The following is a 19,381-nucleotide window of genomic DNA, read 5'->3' as shown; positions in this document are numbered from 1 at the left end:
CGGGGAGTCAGACCAACCCGGCGACCCACCCCACCATCCTCACTGTCTGCCGCCGACCCACACACCGTGGAGCAGACCAGGGCCAGGGTGACAAGGTGGAGCGCCCTACCGGACGAGTCTCAATGGCGGCTGTCAAGCCTCGGCGTGGGCGGCTCGGAGCGGCCTGGGGATTAGAAGAAGATCGTGGATGGCTGGTCAGGTGGCTAGGCGCCTGGTCAGCCCGTCTGTCGTTGTCGGGCAGCGTCGGCGTGAGCGGGCGGGCTTGGCTGTACGGATGGCTGTACAACCGAGCGGCGTTGACCACCACCTGATCCGTAGATTCCAAGTGCGTTCGGCAAGGTGCGGGTCGTCCTGGTCGCCGCGCTCTCGGCAACTGAATCGGTCCGGGCACGTCCGGCTCCGTTCGCCCCGGTGGCTCCCAACCGGAACCCTCTGATCCGTCGCCTCGGCCAGACTGTGGCGTATCCCGGGCTGTCGGCGCTCCCCGATACGGTCATGGTATGACCGCACAAGCAGCTGCAGACGAGCCAGGCGACGAGACGGAGCCAACCGAGCCAGGGTCGATCCAGTACCGCGGTGCAGATGGCGAGTGGCACGAGATCACCGTCGAACCAAAGCGCACCGGCGACCCGGAACTCGACGCGATTTGGGAGATGTCGCTCGAGGAGCTTGAGAAACTAGTCGAGGACGAGTCGCACCCGCTACATGAGAAGGCCAAGCAGGTCTCGGCGGAAATCATGAAGCCGATCGCAGAGGCGTTCGGCGATATCATGAAGCCACTCCGCGAGTCGCTCGGGAAGAGTATCGGCACCTCGGGGCTAGCGCTGAAGTTCGATTCGAAGGCGCTGTTTCCAGCGCTGGACGCCTCATCGTGGTCCGCCAAGCTGGTGCCGGAGCTGCCGAAGGCCGAGGTTTCCGAAGGTCTCGGGGACCAGCGCGCGGCGTCCGCAAGGATGAAGCCTCCACCTGCTTTGACGACACCTGCGCAGCACTGGGTCGACTTCGAGGCCATCGAACCGCCCAACGCTTCACTCGCCGAGATCCAGGAGGCGGCCGAGGCGCGGGCCCATGAGCTGCGTAGCAAGCAGATCGAGGTTCTTACCGCTCTGCTTGTGGAAACCCGTGCCGGTGCCGAGTCCGACAAGGAGGCTTTGGACATCAGCAAGCAGGCACTCAAGGCAACGAAGAGTTCCAAGCGCGCAGGGTGGATTGCCGCGTGGGCGGCAATCGCCGCCGCAGTGATCAGCATCGCAGGAATTCTTGTGACTGTCCTTTTGACCGGGTAGTCGTTAGGCCTACCGGAGGCAACGCGGTGCACGCGGTGGTGATAGCGGATCTCCTCGTCGGGCAGTCGTAGATCGTCCAGCCTCCCCGGACGGGGACAAGGTGGAGCGCCCTACCGGAACGACCTTGTCACCCTGGCCCTGGTCTGCTCGGCTCTGCCTGGGTCGGTGGCTGGCGGGATGGCATCCCACCACCCACGAACCGGAACCGTTCGGGACCCGGCCGCCGGCCGGCGAACCTGCTTGGTGGTCAGTGAACTCAAGACCCGCCGGTCCCGGCGAACCCTGTACCTCACGCCCCCAGCTGCTGGAGCTGCTGCGCCGGCATCGGGCTCGGCAGGCTGAGGAACGGCTGGCACCCGGCGAGGCGTGGCAGGATCACGGCCTGATCTTTCCGAGTGAGGTCGGCACTCCGCTGGACCCGGACAACTTCTCCCATCGGCTCTCGGCGCTGTGCAAGCGTGCCGGCCTCGGCCACTGGCACCCGCACGAGCTCCGCCATTCCGGGGCCTCATTGATGCTGGCTCAGGGCACCCCGCTGCACGTGGTTTCGGAGGTTCTCGGACACACGTCGATTGCGATCACAAAGGACGTGTACGGGCATTTGATGGAAGGTGACCGCCGCTCCGCTGCGGAGGCCATGTCCCGTGCGCTGTTCGGGCAGTGAGGCGGCCAGTGGCTCCCAGCCTGGCTCCCGCAGCCGCACGGAACCCGTTGCGGATGGATATGAAAAAGCCCCCGACCTGGCCATTTCGGCTGGTCGGGGGCTTCTCCCTGTGTTGCGCGCCCGAAGGGACTCGAACCCCTAACCTTCTGATCCGTAGTCACATGCTTCAATGCGACTACCGATCAGGCCTCCATTTGTCCGAACCCGTCCGGCGGGGTTCGGCCAAAACCCTGCATAGTCCTTGCAGGTCCGGGCACCATATTGCTCTCGGTTAATACACGAGAGCCCCTCGATGAGAGGTCTTATATCCGCACTAGTCCCGCCGCGTCCGCGTCAGTTCGCCGACGTCCGAGCAGCCACCGAGCAACCATCGTGACATACTTCGGCGGCTCGCACCACCCCAGGGAACCAGAACCATTACCTCCGGCTGCCGCCGTAGATGGACTATTAAACTTATCCGCACTCTGTACCACCGGGGCCTGCCATCCGGGCATCCCTGGCCCGGGCGCAAGTAGGTCAGGAAACCGCCATCCTGGCTTCCGTCCGGCCGCCGCGTCACCGCAGCAGCTTGACGCCGGATACGCCGACCACACCGCCCATTCACCGGACTCTTCGCACACCCGATCCGATGGCTGCAGTCCGCGCGCGCCGCCCTGTCGCGGCTGCTGGACCTGGCTGGCGCCCTCGCCGCAGCCGCCCCGGCGGGTTGTCGTTCGTGGAGTCCCGGCCGTCGGGTGGGGCGTGGCTGCTAGACAGCCTGTGGCGGCAGTTGGGCATCGACAGGATCATCCGCGGCGTGGTCGGCGCTGGCCGCCGTGACGTCGACGTCGGTCTCGATGGGATGGCGGTTAAGCCGCCCATGTCACCGCACCACTGCCCAACCCAACGCCGCTGTACCGCAGCTCGCCATGGAAGATCGACTCCGTTCGGGGTTCCAACGCCAGCGCGACCACCGTCTGTGCCACGCGATCAGCCACGGTAGGCACACCCAACGTTCGTGTGCCGCCTGGCTTTGGGATCTCCACCGCCTTTACCGGTGGCGGGAAGTACGTCCCCGATGACATCCGATTCCAGATCTTGTACAGATTGTCCTTCAGATCAGTTTCGAAGTCCTCGATGGACTGCCCGTCCACGCCTGCCGTACCCTTGTTCGCCCTGACTCTCTCGTACGCCTCCCACACCAGTCGCTTCGGAATATCAAAAGGCTTGTCCTGCGGACTTGACATGTCCACCCGCTTCCTCCCGGCACACGTCCGGTTGTTCGTGCGAACAGATCAGCGATGAGCCGGCCCCTTCGCTCCACCCCGATTACCAGGGCTTCACCGCTACTACGAACCGGTCCGCCAGCGGACCCCGCATCGGTACTCAGCACCCGACGGTTTCCGCCGCCCGGCGCGCTCCCTCTCGCTCCCCAGCCCTGCTGGTCGAGCCTTATCGGTGTCCGCCTTCCCACGTTCCATGCAGAAGCCGCAGACCGGACTCGCGCCGCCTCCATGCCGGACACCGCTTGGCCAGTAAGCGGGCACCCGCCAGACTTATCCCGGCACCCTTTAACCGCACCGGTTTTGATGTCATCTTCTTGTTTCGGCACGTCAATAGCGGTTCGCTTACGCTCGCCTTTCCGGTCCCCACCTGACACGTCAAGCGTGCCTTTTCCTCAACGCTCACCACGACGGTCTTCAGCCAACGCAGCTTGAGGCGGTTTGACATCTCCCCCCGCAGGGCGATGCCGAAGGGCCACAAAACCTTCATCTCCTGCACAGCACCGCGTCAAATGAGATCCCCTACATCGACCTCACTCTCCGCGCTCGTGGCGCACTTAAAGATCAAGTTAGGCGCGGTGCCCACCCGCTTTAGGCATCCGTGGAGGAACAAGCCGAAGCGCTACAGTAGCCAGACAGCCCACCGTCCACAGCTTTCACGTGGGACGGGTTGTGGTGAGGGTGAGGCGGCCGTTCGTCCATTCCGGGAGGCGGCGGGCTAGCTTTTTGAGGGACGGGCCGCGGACGTGGTGGAGGTGGACCGCGAGGTTTGTGCCGAAGAGGGTGTGGAAGTACGAGCCGAGGGCGTGGCCTGTGCCGGAGAAGGGGTCCTTCGGGGTGGGGGGTGGCGGGGGGTTGAGGCGGTAGATGCAGAGGGCCTTGCGGCCTGGGATGGGGCCCGGGAGGAGCGCGATCGCGCGGATCGCCGGCCAGCCCAGTTTGAGGATGGGGGTGTAGCCGTACGCGTAGTGGTATGCGATTCCCTCCGGGTGGAAGCGGATTGCGGGGTCGTCGGGGCGGGCGGGGGTGGGGCCGCCTGTGTAGGCGCGGAGGGTGGTCAGCCAGGTGCTTGCCGGGCGGTAGAAGAGGGATTGGCGGTAGAGGTTTCCGTAGTGCGCTTCGGTGGTCACCGCGGAGTTCCTTCATGGGATCGGTTCCGTCAGTTTTTCAGGGCCTCCCCGGGACGGGTCCCCGGCAGAGACCCCGAGCCCCGACAACGTGACGAAGATGCGGACACGAGTTCCTGGGTCCAGGACCTATGTTGCGGGCCTGCCGCGGGCACCCTTCCTGAGTCGGAATGCGCGACGTTCCTGAGAGTCCGGCCAGTGGAGCCGCCCGGTTAGTCGCCAGTACCGCACGCACGCCCATACCTCGCGTAGCCGGCTCGGGACGCAGGGCAGGTGCTCGCACAGATCCTCGGGCTCACTGCTCAGCTCGGGGGGAACGTGGTCCCAGAACTCCTTCGACCGTGAGGCTTGCCCGCTGCGTGTCCAGCGGTAGTCGTCCGGCGCCTTGGTCCGAGCCATGTGCAGCATCCGGATTTCCCACCCCTCCCCGTGCATGACGGCGAGGAGACCCAGGGTCCAGACGTGTCCCCGCCGGCAGCGGCGGCACAGATCGAAGTCCAGCTCGCCCCAGCTCCGCTTGCCGGTCATGACGAGGATCTGACGGCTCTCGCTGTGGGGCGAGTACCGGAAGTACTCAAGCCTGGTGTACCGGGCCGCGGATCGCGGGCCGGCGGCATCTGCGCGGGCAAAGATCAGATCGCGACGCCGTTCCGCTTCGATCTCGTGTACGGGGCGACCCTCGTTCGCTGCGTCGTCGTCGTATGCCGAGCCATACTCAATTCGCACATTTCGAGCCTAGCCTATATCTCTCTCCGTTCACCTGCTGCTACGTAGCTGTGGCTCTTTCCTCGATTCTCGACCGGGCCGCCGGGACGCGCGGCCCACTGCCCAAGGGCACGACCGATACATGGTCCGTGCTTATCGGCGACCGCCACAGGTTGCCGAGACGCGATGCACTCGTCAGTCAACGAGGTAGTGGGCTTCGATGTAGGCGACGGTGGAGTCATACGGCTCTCCCACCGGCTTCAACATGTACCGGCGGAAGACGGCGGCGGTGGCGCGGCGGACGCCTCGGTTGCGAGCATCTGCGTTGTCCCATGTTTGGGCGAGGGTGCGGGTGACCACCTGGTCGATCTCCTCGGCCAGGTTCCGCTCGGTGACGGTGAGCCCGGGCGGTGCGTGGTCGTGGATGATCCGCGACAGGACGCCTACATGGTCGTCGTCGAGCACGACGACGGCTTCGTCGGGGTGCTTCTCGGCGTTCACGATGGCGCGCGCGATCCGGAGTGCTTCGGACAGGAAGTCCAGGGCCTCCTGGGCGTTCTGGATGATCCGGTCGCGCAGCAGCCTGATCCGCTCCGCGAGGGCGGTGTACTTCGCGGAACCCGGTTCGACGCCCTTTTCGAGGGCGGCCCTGATGTGGTCCAGGATCTCCGCCGCGGACGGCGGCATCTTATCCTCGCCGCCGTCCTTGTCGGGCTTGGGGCGGACGAGGGCCAGCAGCTCTTTGAGGATGGCGATGCCCTGGGCGTCCAGAACGAGGGGTTCCTCCTGGGAGGCGACGACGGTGAAGGAGTGGACGTGGGCGTTGATGATCTCTAGAACCATCGGCCCCAGCTCGGCCAGCCGCTCCTTTCTCTCCTCGTCGGAGGACTTCTTGAACAGGGTCGTGTACACGGACCCGAACAGCCCGAAGCCATCCCGGTACTTGGCTATCCGATTGTCGGTGTTGATGAGCGGGTACAGGCGGGCCAGCAGCCGGTAGTCCTTGGTGAACACCTCGGCGGCGCCGGGGTTGGTGTCCAGGAAGACGTTGATGGCTCGTACGGACTCGTATCCGTGGACCGTGAGGTCCAGGTCGTCCACGTCGGCGAGGAGGTCTTCGATGCGGGCGAAGGTGGTGCGGAACTCGGCGACCAGTTCGGACAGGTCGGTGACAAACCCGCCGCCCTTGCCTGCCCCTTCCGCCGTGGGGTCGACGACGGCCCGCTGGACCTCTTCGGCCAGGCCGATGTAGTCCACGACCACGCCGCAGGTCTTCACGAACCCGGTCGGGGACACCCAGGTGCGATTCGGGCGGGTGATCGTGTGGAACAGGGTATGGGCCTTCAGCGGCTTGTCCAGGTAGAGGACGCCCTCGTTGGGGGCATCGAACCCAGTCATCAGCTTCGCGGTCACCACCAGGAAGCACAGCGGGTCGTCCGGGGTGAGGAACCGCCGCTTCTGCTCCTCCTCCTCGGCCTCAGAGAGGCGGTACGGCCGCATGGCGGGATCTTCGTCCTTGGAGTCCGAGACGGAGATGTTCACCTCGGCGGTGATCCGGTCGTGCTTCCCGACCTCGGCGGGCACCTGTGACGCCTCGAAGCCGGCCAGCAGGTCGTTGATCTTGTCCGTGTACGCCACGGCCAGCTCGCGGTTGTAGGCGACAACCTGGGCCTTGAGGCCGTTGCGGTAGGCGCCGGCCAGGTAGTGGTCCACGATGTCTTGGCAGACCGTGTGGATGCGGTCGGGGTTGGCGAATACCGAGGTGAGTCGCCCGAACTTGCGGGACAGGGCCTCACGATCGGGATCGTCGAGGTCGAAGTCGTCGGCGAACTGGTCGAACTCAGCCTGCAACTCCTGGTCGTTCATCTCGAACGAGACCGGGCGCGGGTCCAGCATGACCGGGACGGTCGCCTCGTCCCGCAGAGACCTCGACACTGAGTACCGGTGTAGCACCCTGCCCGGGTCGGTCTCCTCGCCGAAGAGAGCGAACGTGTCGGTGGCGAGGTTGCGGAGGGGGGTACCAGTCATGCCGAAGAACTTCGCGTTAGGCAATGCTGCGCGCATCTGCTCGGCCAGTGTCGGCCTGACGGGCAGTCTCCCCCGGTCCCGGCTGACGGCCTGAGTGCGGTGTGCCTCGTCGACCAGCACGATGATGTTGTTCCGGGTCGACAGGTCCTTTCCGGCGTCGGCGAACTTGTGGACGGTCGTGGAGATGACGCCGCGCACGTCGTCGGCCAGCAGGGAACGCAACTCCTGGCTGGTGGCGGGCTGGTGGAAGTAGGCGTCCCCCATCGCGGAGGTGAACACCCCGGAGGTCTGCCGGACGAGCTGCGTCCGGTCGGAGAGCAGGATGATCGTGGGCGACTCGGTGTGAGTGTCGGCCAGCAGCAGCGAGGCGGCGAACACCATCAGCAGCGTCTTCCCGCTGCCCTGGTGGTGCCAGATCAGGCCCTTCTGACCGCCGGCCAAGACTCGCTTGTGAATCAGGTGGGCGGCTTCCCTCTGCGGGTAGCGGGGCAGGTACTTCTTATCCACCCCACCACCGACGGTATCGAACAGGGCGAAGTTGGCCAGCATGTCCAAGACGGTCGCCGGGTTGAGCAGCAGCTCGACGGAGCGCTGCACGTCAGCCTGCCCGGACAGGTTCTCGTCGTCGGCGGTGGACCGGAACGGCTGCCACAGGTTCAGCGGCGAGCCAACGGCGCCGAATCGCAGCTTCAGCCCGTCAGAGGCGATAGCAAAAACGTTGGGGGTGAAGAACCACGGGTACTCGGAGACATACACGTCGTTGATGTCGCGGGCAGCCTTGGCCCACCCGGACTTCGCGGTCGGCGACTTCACCTCGACCACGACCAGGGGCAGGCCGTTGACCCAGTAAACGAGGTCAAACCGGCGGGAGGTCTTGCCGGGGACAGTGATGGTCACCTCGTCCGACACGACCAGCGTGTTGGCGGTCGGGCGCTCGAAGTCGATGATCTTCAGGGCGTGCCAAACGCCGTCGGCGTCCCGGAACTCCTTCTGCCCGCGCAGCAGGCGTAGCACCTGCTCGTTGGCCCGCACCAGCCCGCCCTCAACAGCGTTGACCGTGGCGATGATCTCCTCGATCACAGCGTCCACGTCGAACCCTCCGATCATCCCAGGGTTGAGCCGGACGATGGCGTCCCGCAGCTGGCCGGCGACCACCGTCTGCGTCGTCTCACGCGGCAGCGACCTGCCCGCCGTGAAACGCCAGCCCATCGGCAGGGACCACTGGATCATCAGGTTCTGGAACTCGCGCTCTCGAATGCCCATCGCCATAGCTCGGACCCCCAGCTCGGCTGACTAAATCTCGATGGTGCGGCCCAGCAGGCCCGACAGCAGCCCCGCCCGGGCCTTACGAAGACGGTCTTCCTCAGCACGGGCGGCCATGATTCCCCTAACCACGGCCTCGCACCGCCGTACGTACTCACCCTGTTCAGGGAGTGGCGGAATGGGCACCCGAACAGCAGCAAAACCGCGCTTGTTGATCTTGACCATCGACTTGCTCGTTCCACCGGAAGCGCCAGAGATGCGGGTCCGCAGTTCACGTGATGACAAAGCGTGCTCGAGGTAGTCCGTGGAAACACGAGATTCGTCCACGCGAAGGCGCCAGATCAGATCAGGCATGAACGTCCCCACAGGCACATTCTTTGCGACGGCAACGAATCCAACGCGCTCCGGTGTGTTTGCTCGCGTAATGAGGAGGTCTCCGTTCTTCACCACATGACTGGGCGAGAAAGCGGTGTCCTCTGTCAGCGCCTTTGCCTCAGAAGGCTTGAACCAACCACGCTGCACCGCGCTGAGCTTCAGGATTCGGTACTCGTCCTCGGCAGAGGCTTCTTCCCCAGCCTGGACGCTTTTGCCGCTGTCGATTCCCACCAGTACGTCAGCAATGGGAATATGAAACGTCTTCACCATCGCCTGTAACACGTCCGGCGACGCGCCCTCGATCTGCTCGCGCAGCAGGTCAACAGCGTTCACACTCTCAGATGCGGCCATCGCGTTCCTCTCCTTCATGACTTGGTCGTCTCGAAGGATCACGCGATGGCCGTCTCCTATCTACGCAACACGCCCATCACGGGCAAATCGTACACCACTCCCGTGGACGCAACCTTGACCAGTAGCGGCCACGCCGGTGTCGCTGCAGGCGCCGCATGTGGGTGAACCGTTCGGTGTTGTACATCGGGCCGCGGTTGCGGGTGAGCATGTTCCAGGGGCGGTACTTGTCCCCGTTGAACCAGTGGTAGTCCGGGAAGTCTTTGTGTGGGGGTGGCACGCGTGTCCACTGCTGCCACCAGGAGGGGCCGGCGAAGACCCGGGTGACCCGGTCGTCGGGCTCGGGGTCGGGATAGCGCCACACGTAGGGAAGCCGCACAGCGGGGTGTTTACGCATCAGGTTGACCGTTCGGGTGTCGGGGTTGTGTGGACGGGGTTGTCGAGGGCGGGTGGTGACCGGCGTGGGGAACCGGTCAGCCGGGGTTGACGGGCGCTACGAGCAGGGCGTGGCCGTGACGATGCGGACGTCGTGGTGCAGTCCTTGCCGCTGTAGGCGCAGCCCCTCGGCCGGGTTCGCCAGCGGGTGGAGCACGATCGCCGGCTGCCGTTGCAGGGTCCAGAAACGCGTGCAGCAGGGCGGCGACCGCGCGTTGCCCCTGCACCGGGTCGTCGAGGCAGCAGCGGCCCTCCGGGGCCGGGTCCTGGACCTGGTCGACGCGCCTCTGTGGTGTGTCGAGGGCGATCAGGGGCCTGCCGGCGGGGATGTCGGCGAGCCAGATGAGCACGTACGGACCGAACTCGGCGGCGAGCCCGGGAGCGGTGGCGAGTTGGGTGCGGCGGCGGGCTGCGGCCGGGTCGAGGGGGTCGTTCCGGTCGGCCCAGCCGGTGATCCACCAGCCGGTGCGTCCGGTGACGGTGGTGCGGTAGGCCGTCCAGGCCATCGCGCCGATCGAGGTGACCTCGCCACGGATGTCGCGCTGGTAGATCGGTTCGGACAGCAGCACCACTCCGGCGTCGCTGGGAACGATGTCGGGGTCGACGACCGCTCGACTTCCCGGGTTGATCAAGTCGACATCTGCCCGCAGATGTGACTGGGCCCTGTGGTCGGAACGTGGGCGCGCCTGCTGGCACGAACGAGCCAGGCCGTTGCCGTGCCCCGTTGTCGTCCGGCGGCGTCCGGTCCTCCGAAATGAAGAACCGCCGCAGGACACCTCTCGGACACGCTAGGTCATGGGGCATCTACGTAGGGTCGGCCGGCGTGCGCGCCGAGTCACCTGCAGGACGGGCGATCGCAGCAGACGAACCAGTCGACCAAACTCAATGTCGCCATTCCCACACGCGATAGTGATGGTTGCGCACGTTGGAATTCATGACGCCGGTTAATCGCGCTTAATGCTCGTTGTGGCTTGTGCGGCGTCCCACTTTCGCGGCAAGCGGCGAGCGGGATAGTGTGCAGTCCAGCCGGTACTCGCGGATTGGAAGGAACGAAGACGTGGCCAAGCAGATCATCCATAAGCTGATCGATGACCTGGACGGTGGGGACGCCGTCGAGACCGTCAGGTTCGCCCTCGACGGCGTGCAGTACGAGATTGACCTGTCGGAGGTCAACGCGGAGAAATTGCGCGACGTATTCGCCCCGTACACAGCCAACGGGACCAAGGTTGGCCGCGGCGGCGTCGTGGGCGGCGGCGGGCGGGCCGTCCGTGGCGTTGCAGGGGTTGGCGGCGGGCGAGGCGCCCGTGTTGGTGGCAGCACCACCGTCGACCGGGAGCAGAACAAGGCGATCCGCGCTTGGGCCAAGAAGGCCGGCAAGGACATCTCTGACCGCGGCCGGATCCCGCAGGAAATCGTCGACGAGTACCACGCCACTGCCGGTCGCTAAGACCCAGCGGCCAGCCACCAAGCCGATGACATGCCGCTACGGACGGGCTAGACGAAGGCATTCCTCATAGGCTCATGGCGCAGCCGGAAATAGCGGGCGCTCGCGGGGTGTACGGCGACGCGGTGCCGCGTTTTCGATGTCATCGGCAAGAGCGCGGCGACCCATTCGGCCGCTGACCTACGGTGGGCCCGGCCGGAGAACCGCTCGCGTCGCCGCCGCTGGGCTGGGGTGGCGTGCCGCCTGCTTGTTCACGCCACTGCCTGGCGGTGTCGGCGCGCAGGAGCCGGTCGACCATGTCCGCCGCTTCCCGCTCCGTGTCGAACTCCCACCGCAGTACTTTCCCGGTCTCGGTGTCGCCGGCACGGGCGATCACCGTCCAGCGGGTCTGGCGGACCAGCCACACGTCACGGCGGGCCAGGCGCCCCCAGACACCGTTCCAGAGCCGCCGGACCACCCTCCTCCACCCCGCAATCGTACACATGTTCGACCCGGATGGGGTGGAGTGATGTGGTTGAAGCCGCCGCCAGTGTGACTACCAGCGATAGTTGGCGCTTCCAAGCGATAGTTGGCACCGGGGCGGTCGTCTCCCGATGAGGGCGGGTGCCGCATCAACGAGTTGGTGAAGGTCTGGCAGTGCGGGTCGCCGATGACGACCCGCACTGTCGCCGAACTACCTCCGGCTGCCGGGAGGCCGCCTGCGGAGCACCACCGCGATGGCGCTGATCGCGGCCAGCGCGATGGCGCTGATCGCGGAGATCGCGACTGGGGCAACGTTGCCCATGTCAGCGCTGATCTTCACCACGTAGACCAGTGCACCGATCGCCATGATCACGACCATCATGAGCGCCGCGATCAGGACGTTCTCTGTGCTGTTGGTCCCCCTGCTCTGGTGCGGTTCCGCACCTCTCGTTACCGTGGTCACCTGGTTTTCGTTCTCCTCGTGTAATGGTCCTTGCCTCGGACATGGGTGGACGTGACCATCACGGCGGCCCCGGGGCTCCTACCCCCCGGGTGCCCGCCTTGACCCCGGACTTGCGGCTCACCGGCCACGCTCAAAGCACTGTAGAGGGCGGAGGGCTGTAAACCGTCCCGCCTGACCTTGCGGGAAGGCGTCGCACCCGTAGCGCCACGCCTTCCAAGTAACCCAACGGCGTAGCCGCAGCAGTGTTACCGCCACGACCATCCGTCCGCGTCCCCGTCTATGGACGAGTCCCGCAGGGGCCTTGCACTTCTACCGAATCACATCGACCTGACAGGGCTATGGCACCCGGTGTGGATATCTTGCGGGCGTGGTCTGAAAAACGGCCGCCCCAGCATCGACACTGTGAGCTAGTCGTCGTCGGGAGTGGACGCCTCGAGCACGGGCGAAGTTACCTCCGGCGGCATCGTTTCCCAGGTCAGAGGCCACGGGAGGCAGGTGCCTACCTCCCGGACGGTTGCTCTAGAAGGGGAGGTTGTCGAGGACCCTTTTGTGCATGTCGAGGTCGTAGATGAACTTGGCATGCCCTCATCGGCGTTGCACAGCGCGTTGAGCAGCCGGTCGAGGTCGCTGAAGCTGATCCGGCGGCTCCGCGAACACCTTGTGCAGTGGCTGGCCGGGGACCGGTTGAATGTCCACGCTGCGGCGCGGAGCCCTCGGGACGGGGCGAGCCATGTTTCTGGACAGCCTCGCCGAGGCCAAGAATCCCTGGGAATCGATGTCAGCTACCGCTGGCCCGGCATCGGAGACTCCCAGGCTGATGCCCACTCCCGGTGTCAACTATCGCTGGTAGTCACAGCCAGCCGGGGGGCCCGGGTCACTCGCAGCGGTCCTCGCCGCCCCGCCCGTACGGCTCGCAGCAGTCCGGGCGATGCCGGTAGACCCGAAGGTCGCGGCCGCGCCGGTGGCCGTACTCGGGCGTGATCTCGTACAGGCAGGCCTGCCACACCACGGTTTCCCCGCTACCGGGCACTACCTGCCCGTCACCTGGCCCGCCGCGCAGCAGCACGTCCACCCTCCGACGGTACTGCTCGACGATGCCGGGACCCAGGTGTAGCCGATTCTGCCGCCCACGCGGAACCCGCACCTGGACGGGCGGCGCCGGTCTCCGCGACTGGCCGTATCGTCGCGGAGACCGGCTTTGTCGGTGGCCTGCGGCCGAAGCTGCTCCACTGCACAAGGGCCGTGGCCAGCAGCCGAAGCGGTGACCTCGCCGACGTGCTCCAGGCTCGTCGCCCACCGCCGTGCTCGCCAGCACAAGCCGCTGCGTTGTGGATAAGTCTGACGGGATGTGGATATCGCCCTGATCATGTCCGGATCTGCTATGGCAGTTCGCCGTCGTGCCTCACCTGCCATTTGTTGTCGCGGATCTCCGCCCGGACCGAACCGCCTTCCTCCCAGGATGACGTGGGAGGCGGAGGATGAGCGGCACTGACGGTCGGCGTAGCGGGAACGACGGGTGACACCCGGCCGTCGCGAGCCAGGCGGCCGGCCGATACCAGTGCTGCGCCGGCCGGTCGCCCCGATGCTCGCGGCGCCGGTCGACGTGGTGCCGGAGGGCCCGGGCCTGGTGCACGAGCCGAAGTGGGACGGGTGGCGGTGTATCGCCTTCCGCGAGACCGGCGGGGTGTACCTGCAGTCGCGGGCCGGCCGGAACCTGACGACCTACTTCCCCGACGTCACCCGGACGATCCGGGCGGCCGTCCCGGCCGGGGTGGTGCTCGACGGTGAGCTGATCGTCTGGGAGCGCGGCCGGACCAACTTCGCGCAGCTCCAACGCCGGATCACCGCCGGCCGTGACCTGCTGCGCCTGGCACACGAGTATCCCGCCCACTACGTGCTGTTCGACCTGCTCGCGGACGCCGGCGGGCGGGTGATCCTCGATTTGCCGTTGGGGCAGCGGCGGGCCCGGTTGGAGCGGCTGCTCGCCGGCGCGCCGACGCAGCTGACCGTGACGCCGCAGACGGCGGACATGCGGCAGGTGGCGGACTGGTTGCTGCACTGGACGGTCGCGGCGGGCATCGAAGGCGTGGTCAGCAAGCGCCTGAGCGGCCGGTACGAGTCTGGCCGGCGTGGCTGGTCGAAATTCCGCACCCGGATCGTCACCGAGGCCATCATCGGTGGGGTGACCGGCAGGATCAGCAACCCGGAGACGGTGCTGCTGGGCCGGTTCGACAGTCGGGGACGGCTGCCCTACACCGGCCGGTCCCACCCGCTGACCAGCGACCAGCGTGCCGCACTGGCCGAGTTGCTGTCGCCGTCGCGGATGCCACGGCGCGGCGCCGTGGCTCACCCGTGGCCGGAGCCGCTGCCCGCGTCTTGGTCGGGCCAGTTGGACCGGCCCGAGCCGCTGTCGTACGTCCAGGTGGACCCGACGGTGGTGGCGGAGATCGACGCCGACGTGGCTTTCGAACACGGACGCTGGCGCCACCGAGTGCGGTACGCGCAGGCTCGACCAGATATGTCGGTCTACGACGCGCCGCTGCTTCTCGGCGAGGAGAAGGGCTACTTCGGCGACCTGGGGTGAGCAACGGCTACTTCCCGCGGGCAACGATCCGATCCCTGCGACGACGCCGTGGCGAGGTCGACGACGCGCCGTTCGGTGCTCGCGTCCCTGCTCCGGTGTTGGGCAGCGGCCGAAGCCCGCGTCTGGCCAGGACGCGACGCGCCAAACCCGACCAGCATCGGACTGTGATCGGTTGACTTCGTTCGGTAGAGTGCGGGCGTTGATCGTCGGCGATGGCCGGGGGTCGGAGGGGTGCGGGGATGAGTCGACGGGGAGGGCGGTGGACGCGGGTCGCGCTGCGCCTTGGACTCCTGCTCGGCGGGGTCGTCGTGGCGTGGGGCGTCCATGAGGCCGCCACCACCGGGGTCGCCTACGCCGCCGACCGTCCGCCGGCCGCGCCGGTCGACGCGGCCGTTGACCTGCTCACCGGCCTCCTCCGCCCGATCCTCGACCCGACAGCACCGCCTGCCCCTGACGTGCCTAACGGCGAGACGACCCCCGGCATCCCTCCGAGCGGAGCCGGCCCTCGTCCGGCGTCGAACCGACCGCCAGCCCGGCCCGCGGCCCCGCCGGCGAACCAGGTCACGCCACCGCCGGCCCGCCCCGCCCAGGTCGGCACGCCGAAGCCCGCCGATGGGGCGGGCCGACCGGCCACCCGACCGGGGGGCGGTGAGGTGCTGGCACCGGTGGGTGAGGTTCTCCGTCCGGTCACGGGTCCGGTTCGGACCGGGGTGCTCACCCCGGTGGCCGACGTGCTGCGCCCGGTCACCGACCCGGTGCGGGCCGGCGTGCTCGCCCCGGTAGCTGAGGTGCTCAGCCCGGTGATCCAGCCGCTCGCCCCGATCCTGTCCCCCGTCTGGCGAGGGCTGGAGCCGGTGCTCGAGCCGCTGGACCCCGCGCTGGACACCCTCGACCCGGTGACGGACCTCCTGAACCCGCCCGCCGGCTCGGCCATGCCACCACTGGACCCGCCCGCTGGCCCGCCGGCCACGCCACCACCTGCGCCGGCGCTACCGGCGGCGCCGCAGGCCGGCCCTGGCTGCTGCACCGGCCCGGCTACGGCACCGGTCGGCGAATCAGGCGGAATCGTTGCGGCCCCCACCCCCACCAGCATCCCGACGGACTGGCACACCACCACACAGCTTTCGTCCCTGCCGCGCCTCGCTGGCTCGGATGGGCCGTACCCGCCCCGGCCTGACGCGGACTCCCCGCCAGCCACGCCCACCCCTGGTGCCAGTGGATCCGGCTCGTCCGGCTCCGCCCACGGAGGCCCGGCTGACGCCACCGCCTGCGTGTGGACGCCGCCCAGCCTGGCTGGACGCCACTGCCACCCGAGCGGTGGCGTCGCTCTCCCGTCCCGCTCGCCTCGACCGGGCACCCGGCCCGCCTGACCGGCGGGGCGTTTGCGTGCCGCCTGTGTGACACCGGCGGCCTCTGCGCACCTGCATGCCTGACGGCCCCTGGTGGCCCACGCCGGCCCGCGGCGGTCCCGCGACGAAGCCGGCGTCCTTCCCCGACTTTTCTCGATCACGATGGTTGACCAGGAGTTACTCATGAGCGTGACCATGCCCGTCGTCCGGGCCCGGTGGTGCGACATCGCCCGGATCGCCGATCTCGCCGCCGGAACCCTCTCCCCCACCGCCCTCGGCGCCTGGCTCGTCCCCGACGAGCAGCACCGGCCCACCGTTCTCGCCGCCGTGGCCCGGATCTGGATCGAACACGCGCTGCTCTTCGGCGACGCGTTCCTGCTCCCCGACGGCACGGCCGCGACCGTCTGGTTCCACCGCTACCGGCCCATCCCGCCCCCAGCCCGCTACACGGACCGGCTCGCCGCCGCGTCCGGCGCGCACCAAGAGCGTTTCCTTCAACTCGGCCGGGCCCTCGCCGCGCGGCGGCCCACCGAGCCGCACAACCACCTGGCGCTGCTCGCCGCGCCCGGTCCGGCCGAGTCGGGCCGCGCCGCGGCCGTCCTCGCCGGAGCGCAGCAATGGATGGACACCCTCAGCCTGCCCACCTACGCGGAGGCCTTCACCGACGCCGACCTCGACCTGTTCCTGCAGCACGGCTACACCCACCGCGACGCCGTCCCGGTCGACGATCACACGACGGCGCATTCGATGTGGCGTTTGTCGCCGTTCTGCCGCGGCCGGTCCAGCCGCAACGTCCGCTCACCAGTGCGGCGTCCGCTCGTCCTGGCCCACAACAGTCCGTCAACCCGGTGGGCGCTGCGCTGATCCATCCGGCCTGATCGGGGCGGCACCGGCCGCCCCGATCAGTCGGGCCGCCATACGGCCGCGCCAGGACGCGTGGACCAGCAGCATGGAGCACGGCGAACCCACCGGAGCAAATCGATGGGTCGCGCTCGCGTCGGTGGAACACACCCGGCGCCGCCACGTCTCGGCCGATGATCGGAACATGTGGGCGAAGACCGACGTACCGTGCGCCGGAGGGCCGGTGGACGGACGCTCCCTCCTGGTGCCAATCGATGAGAACGGCGCGCCCCCTGAACGAATCGATCAGACCTGGCTGTGGATCGAGTACTGCGGTGAGTTGCTCGACGCGGACATGAACGGCGTCTACGAGTTGGAGTCAATCGCCGGCGAACGCGCCTGGCGAGATCCGTAAAGGCCGGCGGACTCGGGCGAGGTGGTCTGATCAGCGGCGCCGATAGAAAGGGCGCTGTTACGTGTTGGGGTGGTTGATCCCGTCGGTGAGCTCCCGTACGGCGGTTTGGTACTGAAGTTGGGTGTGGTACGGCCAGTGGCGTTCGACCGGTGGTGGCACGGTGTCCGCCGGGTCGATGGTCACGGCGCGCGGGTCGCGTAGCCGGACGTCGACCGCCTCGGCGGCCGGATTGTCACACACAGGTGATGCGCCGTGGCGGCGGTCGAAGACTGCTCCGCCGATCGGGTCGGTGTCCCGCCAGAGATTGCGCCACCGCCAGTCGAGTCGTTCGCCGAGGTCGCACATCGTCTGCTGCCCTAGATAGGCGGGGTAGAGGCGGGCGTAGATGCGGCGCAGCGGGCAGCCGTGGGTCAGCAGAGCGACCCGGGACAGGGCGGCGGGCGGCAGTTGCAGGACCGCGGCCGCAGCCAGGACGGAGCCGTGACTGTGGCCGGAGATGACCACCGGGCCCTGCGCGGCAAGCGCGGACACCCGCTTGGTCAGCTCCGGCACGGCCCGGGCGGCGTAGCAGGGTGGCGCGAACGGGTGGACGGTGCGTGGCCAGAAAGTGCCCAGATCCCACAGGACCGCCACGAGACGCCGGGCCTCGGCCGAACGGTAGGCGCGGAAGCCGAGGATCAGCAGCCCGATGACGAGCAGGCTGATAACCCAGATCCCGACGTCGCTGACGTACGCGACGAGCACGGCGCTCCCGTCGCGCCGCCCACTGATCTCGGCGACGAGCTGCGCCGGACCGATTCCGACCAGGTCGAGCGCGACGGCGGCCAGGCCGATCGAGGAGATCACGAAGAACGCGACCAGTGTGGGTCCCAGTTCCTCGGTCACGTGGGATCTGGCGATGGTCTCGCGAACTACGCGAAGCCGTGACGACGCGCTGGCGGGGACACGGGGATAGTCCTGTTCGGCGACGCGATGCGCATAGGCACGCCGTCTTCGACGGCTGATCAGCAGCGTGATGGTCGCCGCCGCAGCAACGACCAGCAGGGCGGTGAGTCCGGCGAGCGCGGCCCACCAGTACGCCACCGGCGGTTCCAGCGGACCAAGGGCCGGCGGGTTCGGCCGGATCGGATCCGGAATGCGACCGCGGTCGAGGTGGTCGGCGACCCGGAAGACCAGAGTGGCGGTGAACGCCGACGCGACGCTGACCGACAACGCCGCCACGAGCGGCGTGCCGAGCCCCCACAGGAACGGGCGGGTCCCGTCCGGGCCTGCCCGCCGCCGCACGACGGTTAGTGCGGCGACCAGCACGAGCAGAACCCCCTGCGCCCCGACCAGGCCAGCGACGCCGCCCTCGTAGCCCGGCATCTGCCCGACCACGACCGGAACCTCGCGGGTGAACGCGGCGTAGCCCAGGCTCAGGACAGTCACCCCAGCGACGACCCCCCACAACAGGCGCAGGAAGCGCCGGGCCGGCACCCCTGCCGCCGGCACGGGCAGACAGAGCAGCACCACGCAGAACATCACCAGGCTGGCGGCGGCGTACCGCACCAGCGAACCGACCAGATTCCGCCCGCTGTCCGACACGCCGACGAGCAAGCTGACATCGACCGTGCCAGCGCCGAGCCCGACATGGATCTGGCGCAGCCACGAGGTCACCCGCTCGTCGTCCCAGAAACCCGGAGCGCTCAGGCTCTCGGTCCCCTCCGATGTTCCCGGCTCCGAAGGTGTCGCGCCGAAGCCCTCGAAAGCTCGCGCCGACCGGGCACCGATCACCCAGAACAGACGCAACGCGAGCAGCGGGATCAGCGCCAGCACGGCCAGCCGAGGGCCCATCGGCAACGCGGCGAGCCAGGACAGGTACGGGCGGCCGACCCGGCATTCGACGTACGGCACGCACTGCCAGCCCACCAGATTCATCGCGGAACCGACGATCGCCAGCGTGAACGCCACGGTGAGAGAACCAGCGAGCAGACGGCACAACCCGCCGAGAAGACCGAACCGGTCCGCCGTTGTCGGGCGTAACCAGATCGCGACGTTGCCCAGCATGAACGGCAACAGCAACAGCATCGACGCCGTCCGCACCGCCGCACCAGCGGTCAGGGCGCCCCAACGATAGGCCTCCACGGCCACCCCGGCGGTGGCGCCGCCGGCCGCGCCGTTCCCCGGCCGGACCCGGTAAAACCCGGCGTTCCGGTCCCCGGCAACCCGCACCACGATCGGGTGATCGAGAATCGTTTCCGCCGACGCGCCCGACACCCCATGCACCCGCAACTCGACCGCCTCACCCCCATGCGCCCCCACGCCGACAGGGTCACAAATGACCACCGCCAC

17 protein-coding genes are annotated in these 19,381 nt (G+C 67.8%); 7 read left to right on the top strand and 10 right to left on the bottom strand.

The features are described 5' to 3' along the window. Positions 1 to 500 precede the first annotated feature (500 nt). Together B0E53_RS02180 and B0E53_RS02175 are read left to right on the top strand one after the other, a co-directional pair. The gene (locus B0E53_RS02180; RefSeq protein WP_107074393.1) at positions 501 to 1,286 is read left to right on the top strand and encodes a hypothetical protein; all 786 of its coding nucleotides are present in this window, start codon (positions 501 to 503) and stop codon (positions 1,284 to 1,286) included. A gap of 250 nt (positions 1,287 to 1,536) precedes the next feature. Continuing rightward, positions 1,537 to 1,950, top strand: a complete 414-nt coding sequence (locus tag B0E53_RS02175; RefSeq protein ID WP_168215189.1) for a site-specific integrase — start codon at positions 1,537 to 1,539, stop codon at positions 1,948 to 1,950. 848 nt (positions 1,951 to 2,798) lie between these two features. Here B0E53_RS02175 and B0E53_RS02170 read toward each other — a convergent pair. The 6 genes from B0E53_RS02170 to B0E53_RS02145 all read right to left on the bottom strand — a co-directional run bounded on the left by B0E53_RS02170 (position 2,799) and on the right by B0E53_RS02145 (position 10,125). Next, positions 2,799 to 3,176, bottom strand: coding sequence for a hypothetical protein (locus tag B0E53_RS02170; protein ID WP_210405870.1), 378 nt, complete (start codon positions 3,174 to 3,176; stop codon positions 2,799 to 2,801). A gap of 692 nt (positions 3,177 to 3,868) precedes the next feature. After that, positions 3,869 to 4,342, bottom strand: a complete 474-nt coding sequence (locus tag B0E53_RS02165) for a hypothetical protein (RefSeq protein ID WP_107074391.1) — start codon at positions 4,340 to 4,342, stop codon at positions 3,869 to 3,871. An 897-nt stretch (positions 4,343 to 5,239) separates the two neighbouring features. Beyond that, positions 5,240 to 8,335, bottom strand: a complete 3,096-nt coding sequence (locus B0E53_RS02155) for an HsdR family type I site-specific deoxyribonuclease (RefSeq protein WP_246835178.1) — start codon at positions 8,333 to 8,335, stop codon at positions 5,240 to 5,242. Positions 8,336 to 8,365: 30 nt separating this feature from the next. Further along, positions 8,366 to 9,061 (bottom strand): restriction endonuclease subunit S, encoded by a 696-nt coding sequence (locus tag B0E53_RS02150; RefSeq protein WP_146167562.1) that lies wholly within the window; start codon positions 9,059 to 9,061, stop codon positions 8,366 to 8,368. A 76-nt stretch (positions 9,062 to 9,137) separates the two neighbouring features. Next, entirely contained in the window at positions 9,138 to 9,437 is a 300-nt protein-coding gene (locus tag B0E53_RS36845; RefSeq protein ID WP_146167561.1) for a hypothetical protein, read from the bottom strand. Positions 9,438 to 9,531: 94 nt separating this feature from the next. Further along, the gene (locus tag B0E53_RS02145; RefSeq protein WP_146167560.1) at positions 9,532 to 10,125 is read right to left on the bottom strand and encodes a hypothetical protein; all 594 of its coding nucleotides are present in this window, start codon (positions 10,123 to 10,125) and stop codon (positions 9,532 to 9,534) included. A 425-nt stretch (positions 10,126 to 10,550) separates the two neighbouring features. Between B0E53_RS02145 and B0E53_RS02140 the strand changes: the two genes are divergently transcribed. Then, on the top strand, positions 10,551 to 10,940 hold the full coding sequence (locus tag B0E53_RS02140; protein WP_107074386.1) for an Lsr2 family protein: 390 nt from the start codon (positions 10,551 to 10,553) through the stop codon (positions 10,938 to 10,940). Positions 10,941 to 11,079: 139 nt separating this feature from the next. On the opposite strand, the gene B0E53_RS40335 is transcribed toward B0E53_RS02140, so the two are convergent. From B0E53_RS40335 to B0E53_RS02125, 3 genes are all read right to left on the bottom strand, one after another. Then, the gene (locus B0E53_RS40335) at positions 11,080 to 11,421 is read right to left on the bottom strand and encodes a hypothetical protein (RefSeq protein WP_107074385.1); all 342 of its coding nucleotides are present in this window, start codon (positions 11,419 to 11,421) and stop codon (positions 11,080 to 11,082) included. A 189-nt stretch (positions 11,422 to 11,610) separates the two neighbouring features. Beyond that, positions 11,611 to 11,862, bottom strand: coding sequence for a hypothetical protein (locus B0E53_RS02130; protein ID WP_107074384.1), 252 nt, complete (start codon positions 11,860 to 11,862; stop codon positions 11,611 to 11,613). Between the two features lie 874 nt (positions 11,863 to 12,736). Further along, positions 12,737 to 12,934 (bottom strand): hypothetical protein, encoded by a 198-nt coding sequence (locus tag B0E53_RS02125; RefSeq protein ID WP_107074383.1) that lies wholly within the window; start codon positions 12,932 to 12,934, stop codon positions 12,737 to 12,739. Positions 12,935 to 13,444: 510 nt separating this feature from the next. Between B0E53_RS02125 and B0E53_RS02120 the strand changes: the two genes are divergently transcribed. From B0E53_RS02120 to B0E53_RS02110, 4 genes are all read left to right on the top strand, one after another. Beyond that, a complete protein-coding gene (locus B0E53_RS02120; protein WP_107074422.1) occupies positions 13,445 to 14,446 on the top strand; it encodes an ATP-dependent DNA ligase in 1,002 nt (333 codons plus the stop codon). A 665-nt stretch (positions 14,447 to 15,111) separates the two neighbouring features. Next, positions 15,112 to 15,816 carry a hypothetical protein gene (locus tag B0E53_RS36840; protein WP_146167559.1) on the top strand — a complete coding sequence of 235 codons (705 nt, stop codon included), beginning with the start codon at positions 15,112 to 15,114 and terminating at the stop codon, positions 15,814 to 15,816. 162 nt (positions 15,817 to 15,978) lie between these two features. After that, positions 15,979 to 16,659: a hypothetical protein gene (locus B0E53_RS02115; protein ID WP_246835177.1), complete on the top strand. Its 681-nt coding sequence runs from the start codon at positions 15,979 to 15,981 to the stop codon at positions 16,657 to 16,659. A gap of 85 nt (positions 16,660 to 16,744) precedes the next feature. Further along, positions 16,745 to 17,050, top strand: a complete 306-nt coding sequence (locus B0E53_RS02110; protein ID WP_146167558.1) for a hypothetical protein — start codon at positions 16,745 to 16,747, stop codon at positions 17,048 to 17,050. A gap of 57 nt (positions 17,051 to 17,107) precedes the next feature. Here the strand turns inward: B0E53_RS02110 and B0E53_RS02105 are convergent, their stop codons facing one another. Beyond that, positions 17,108 to 19,381, bottom strand: coding sequence for a hypothetical protein (locus tag B0E53_RS02105; RefSeq protein WP_246835176.1), 2,274 nt, complete (start codon positions 19,379 to 19,381; stop codon positions 17,108 to 17,110).

It is taken from the genome of Micromonospora sp. MH33, assembly GCF_003013775.1.
In the GTDB taxonomy this organism is placed as follows: Bacteria; Actinomycetota; Actinomycetes; order Mycobacteriales; family Micromonosporaceae; genus Micromonospora; species Micromonospora fulviviridis.
The sequence above is the reverse complement of the archived record's forward strand: the minus strand, read 5'-3'. Positions and strand labels throughout refer to the sequence as shown.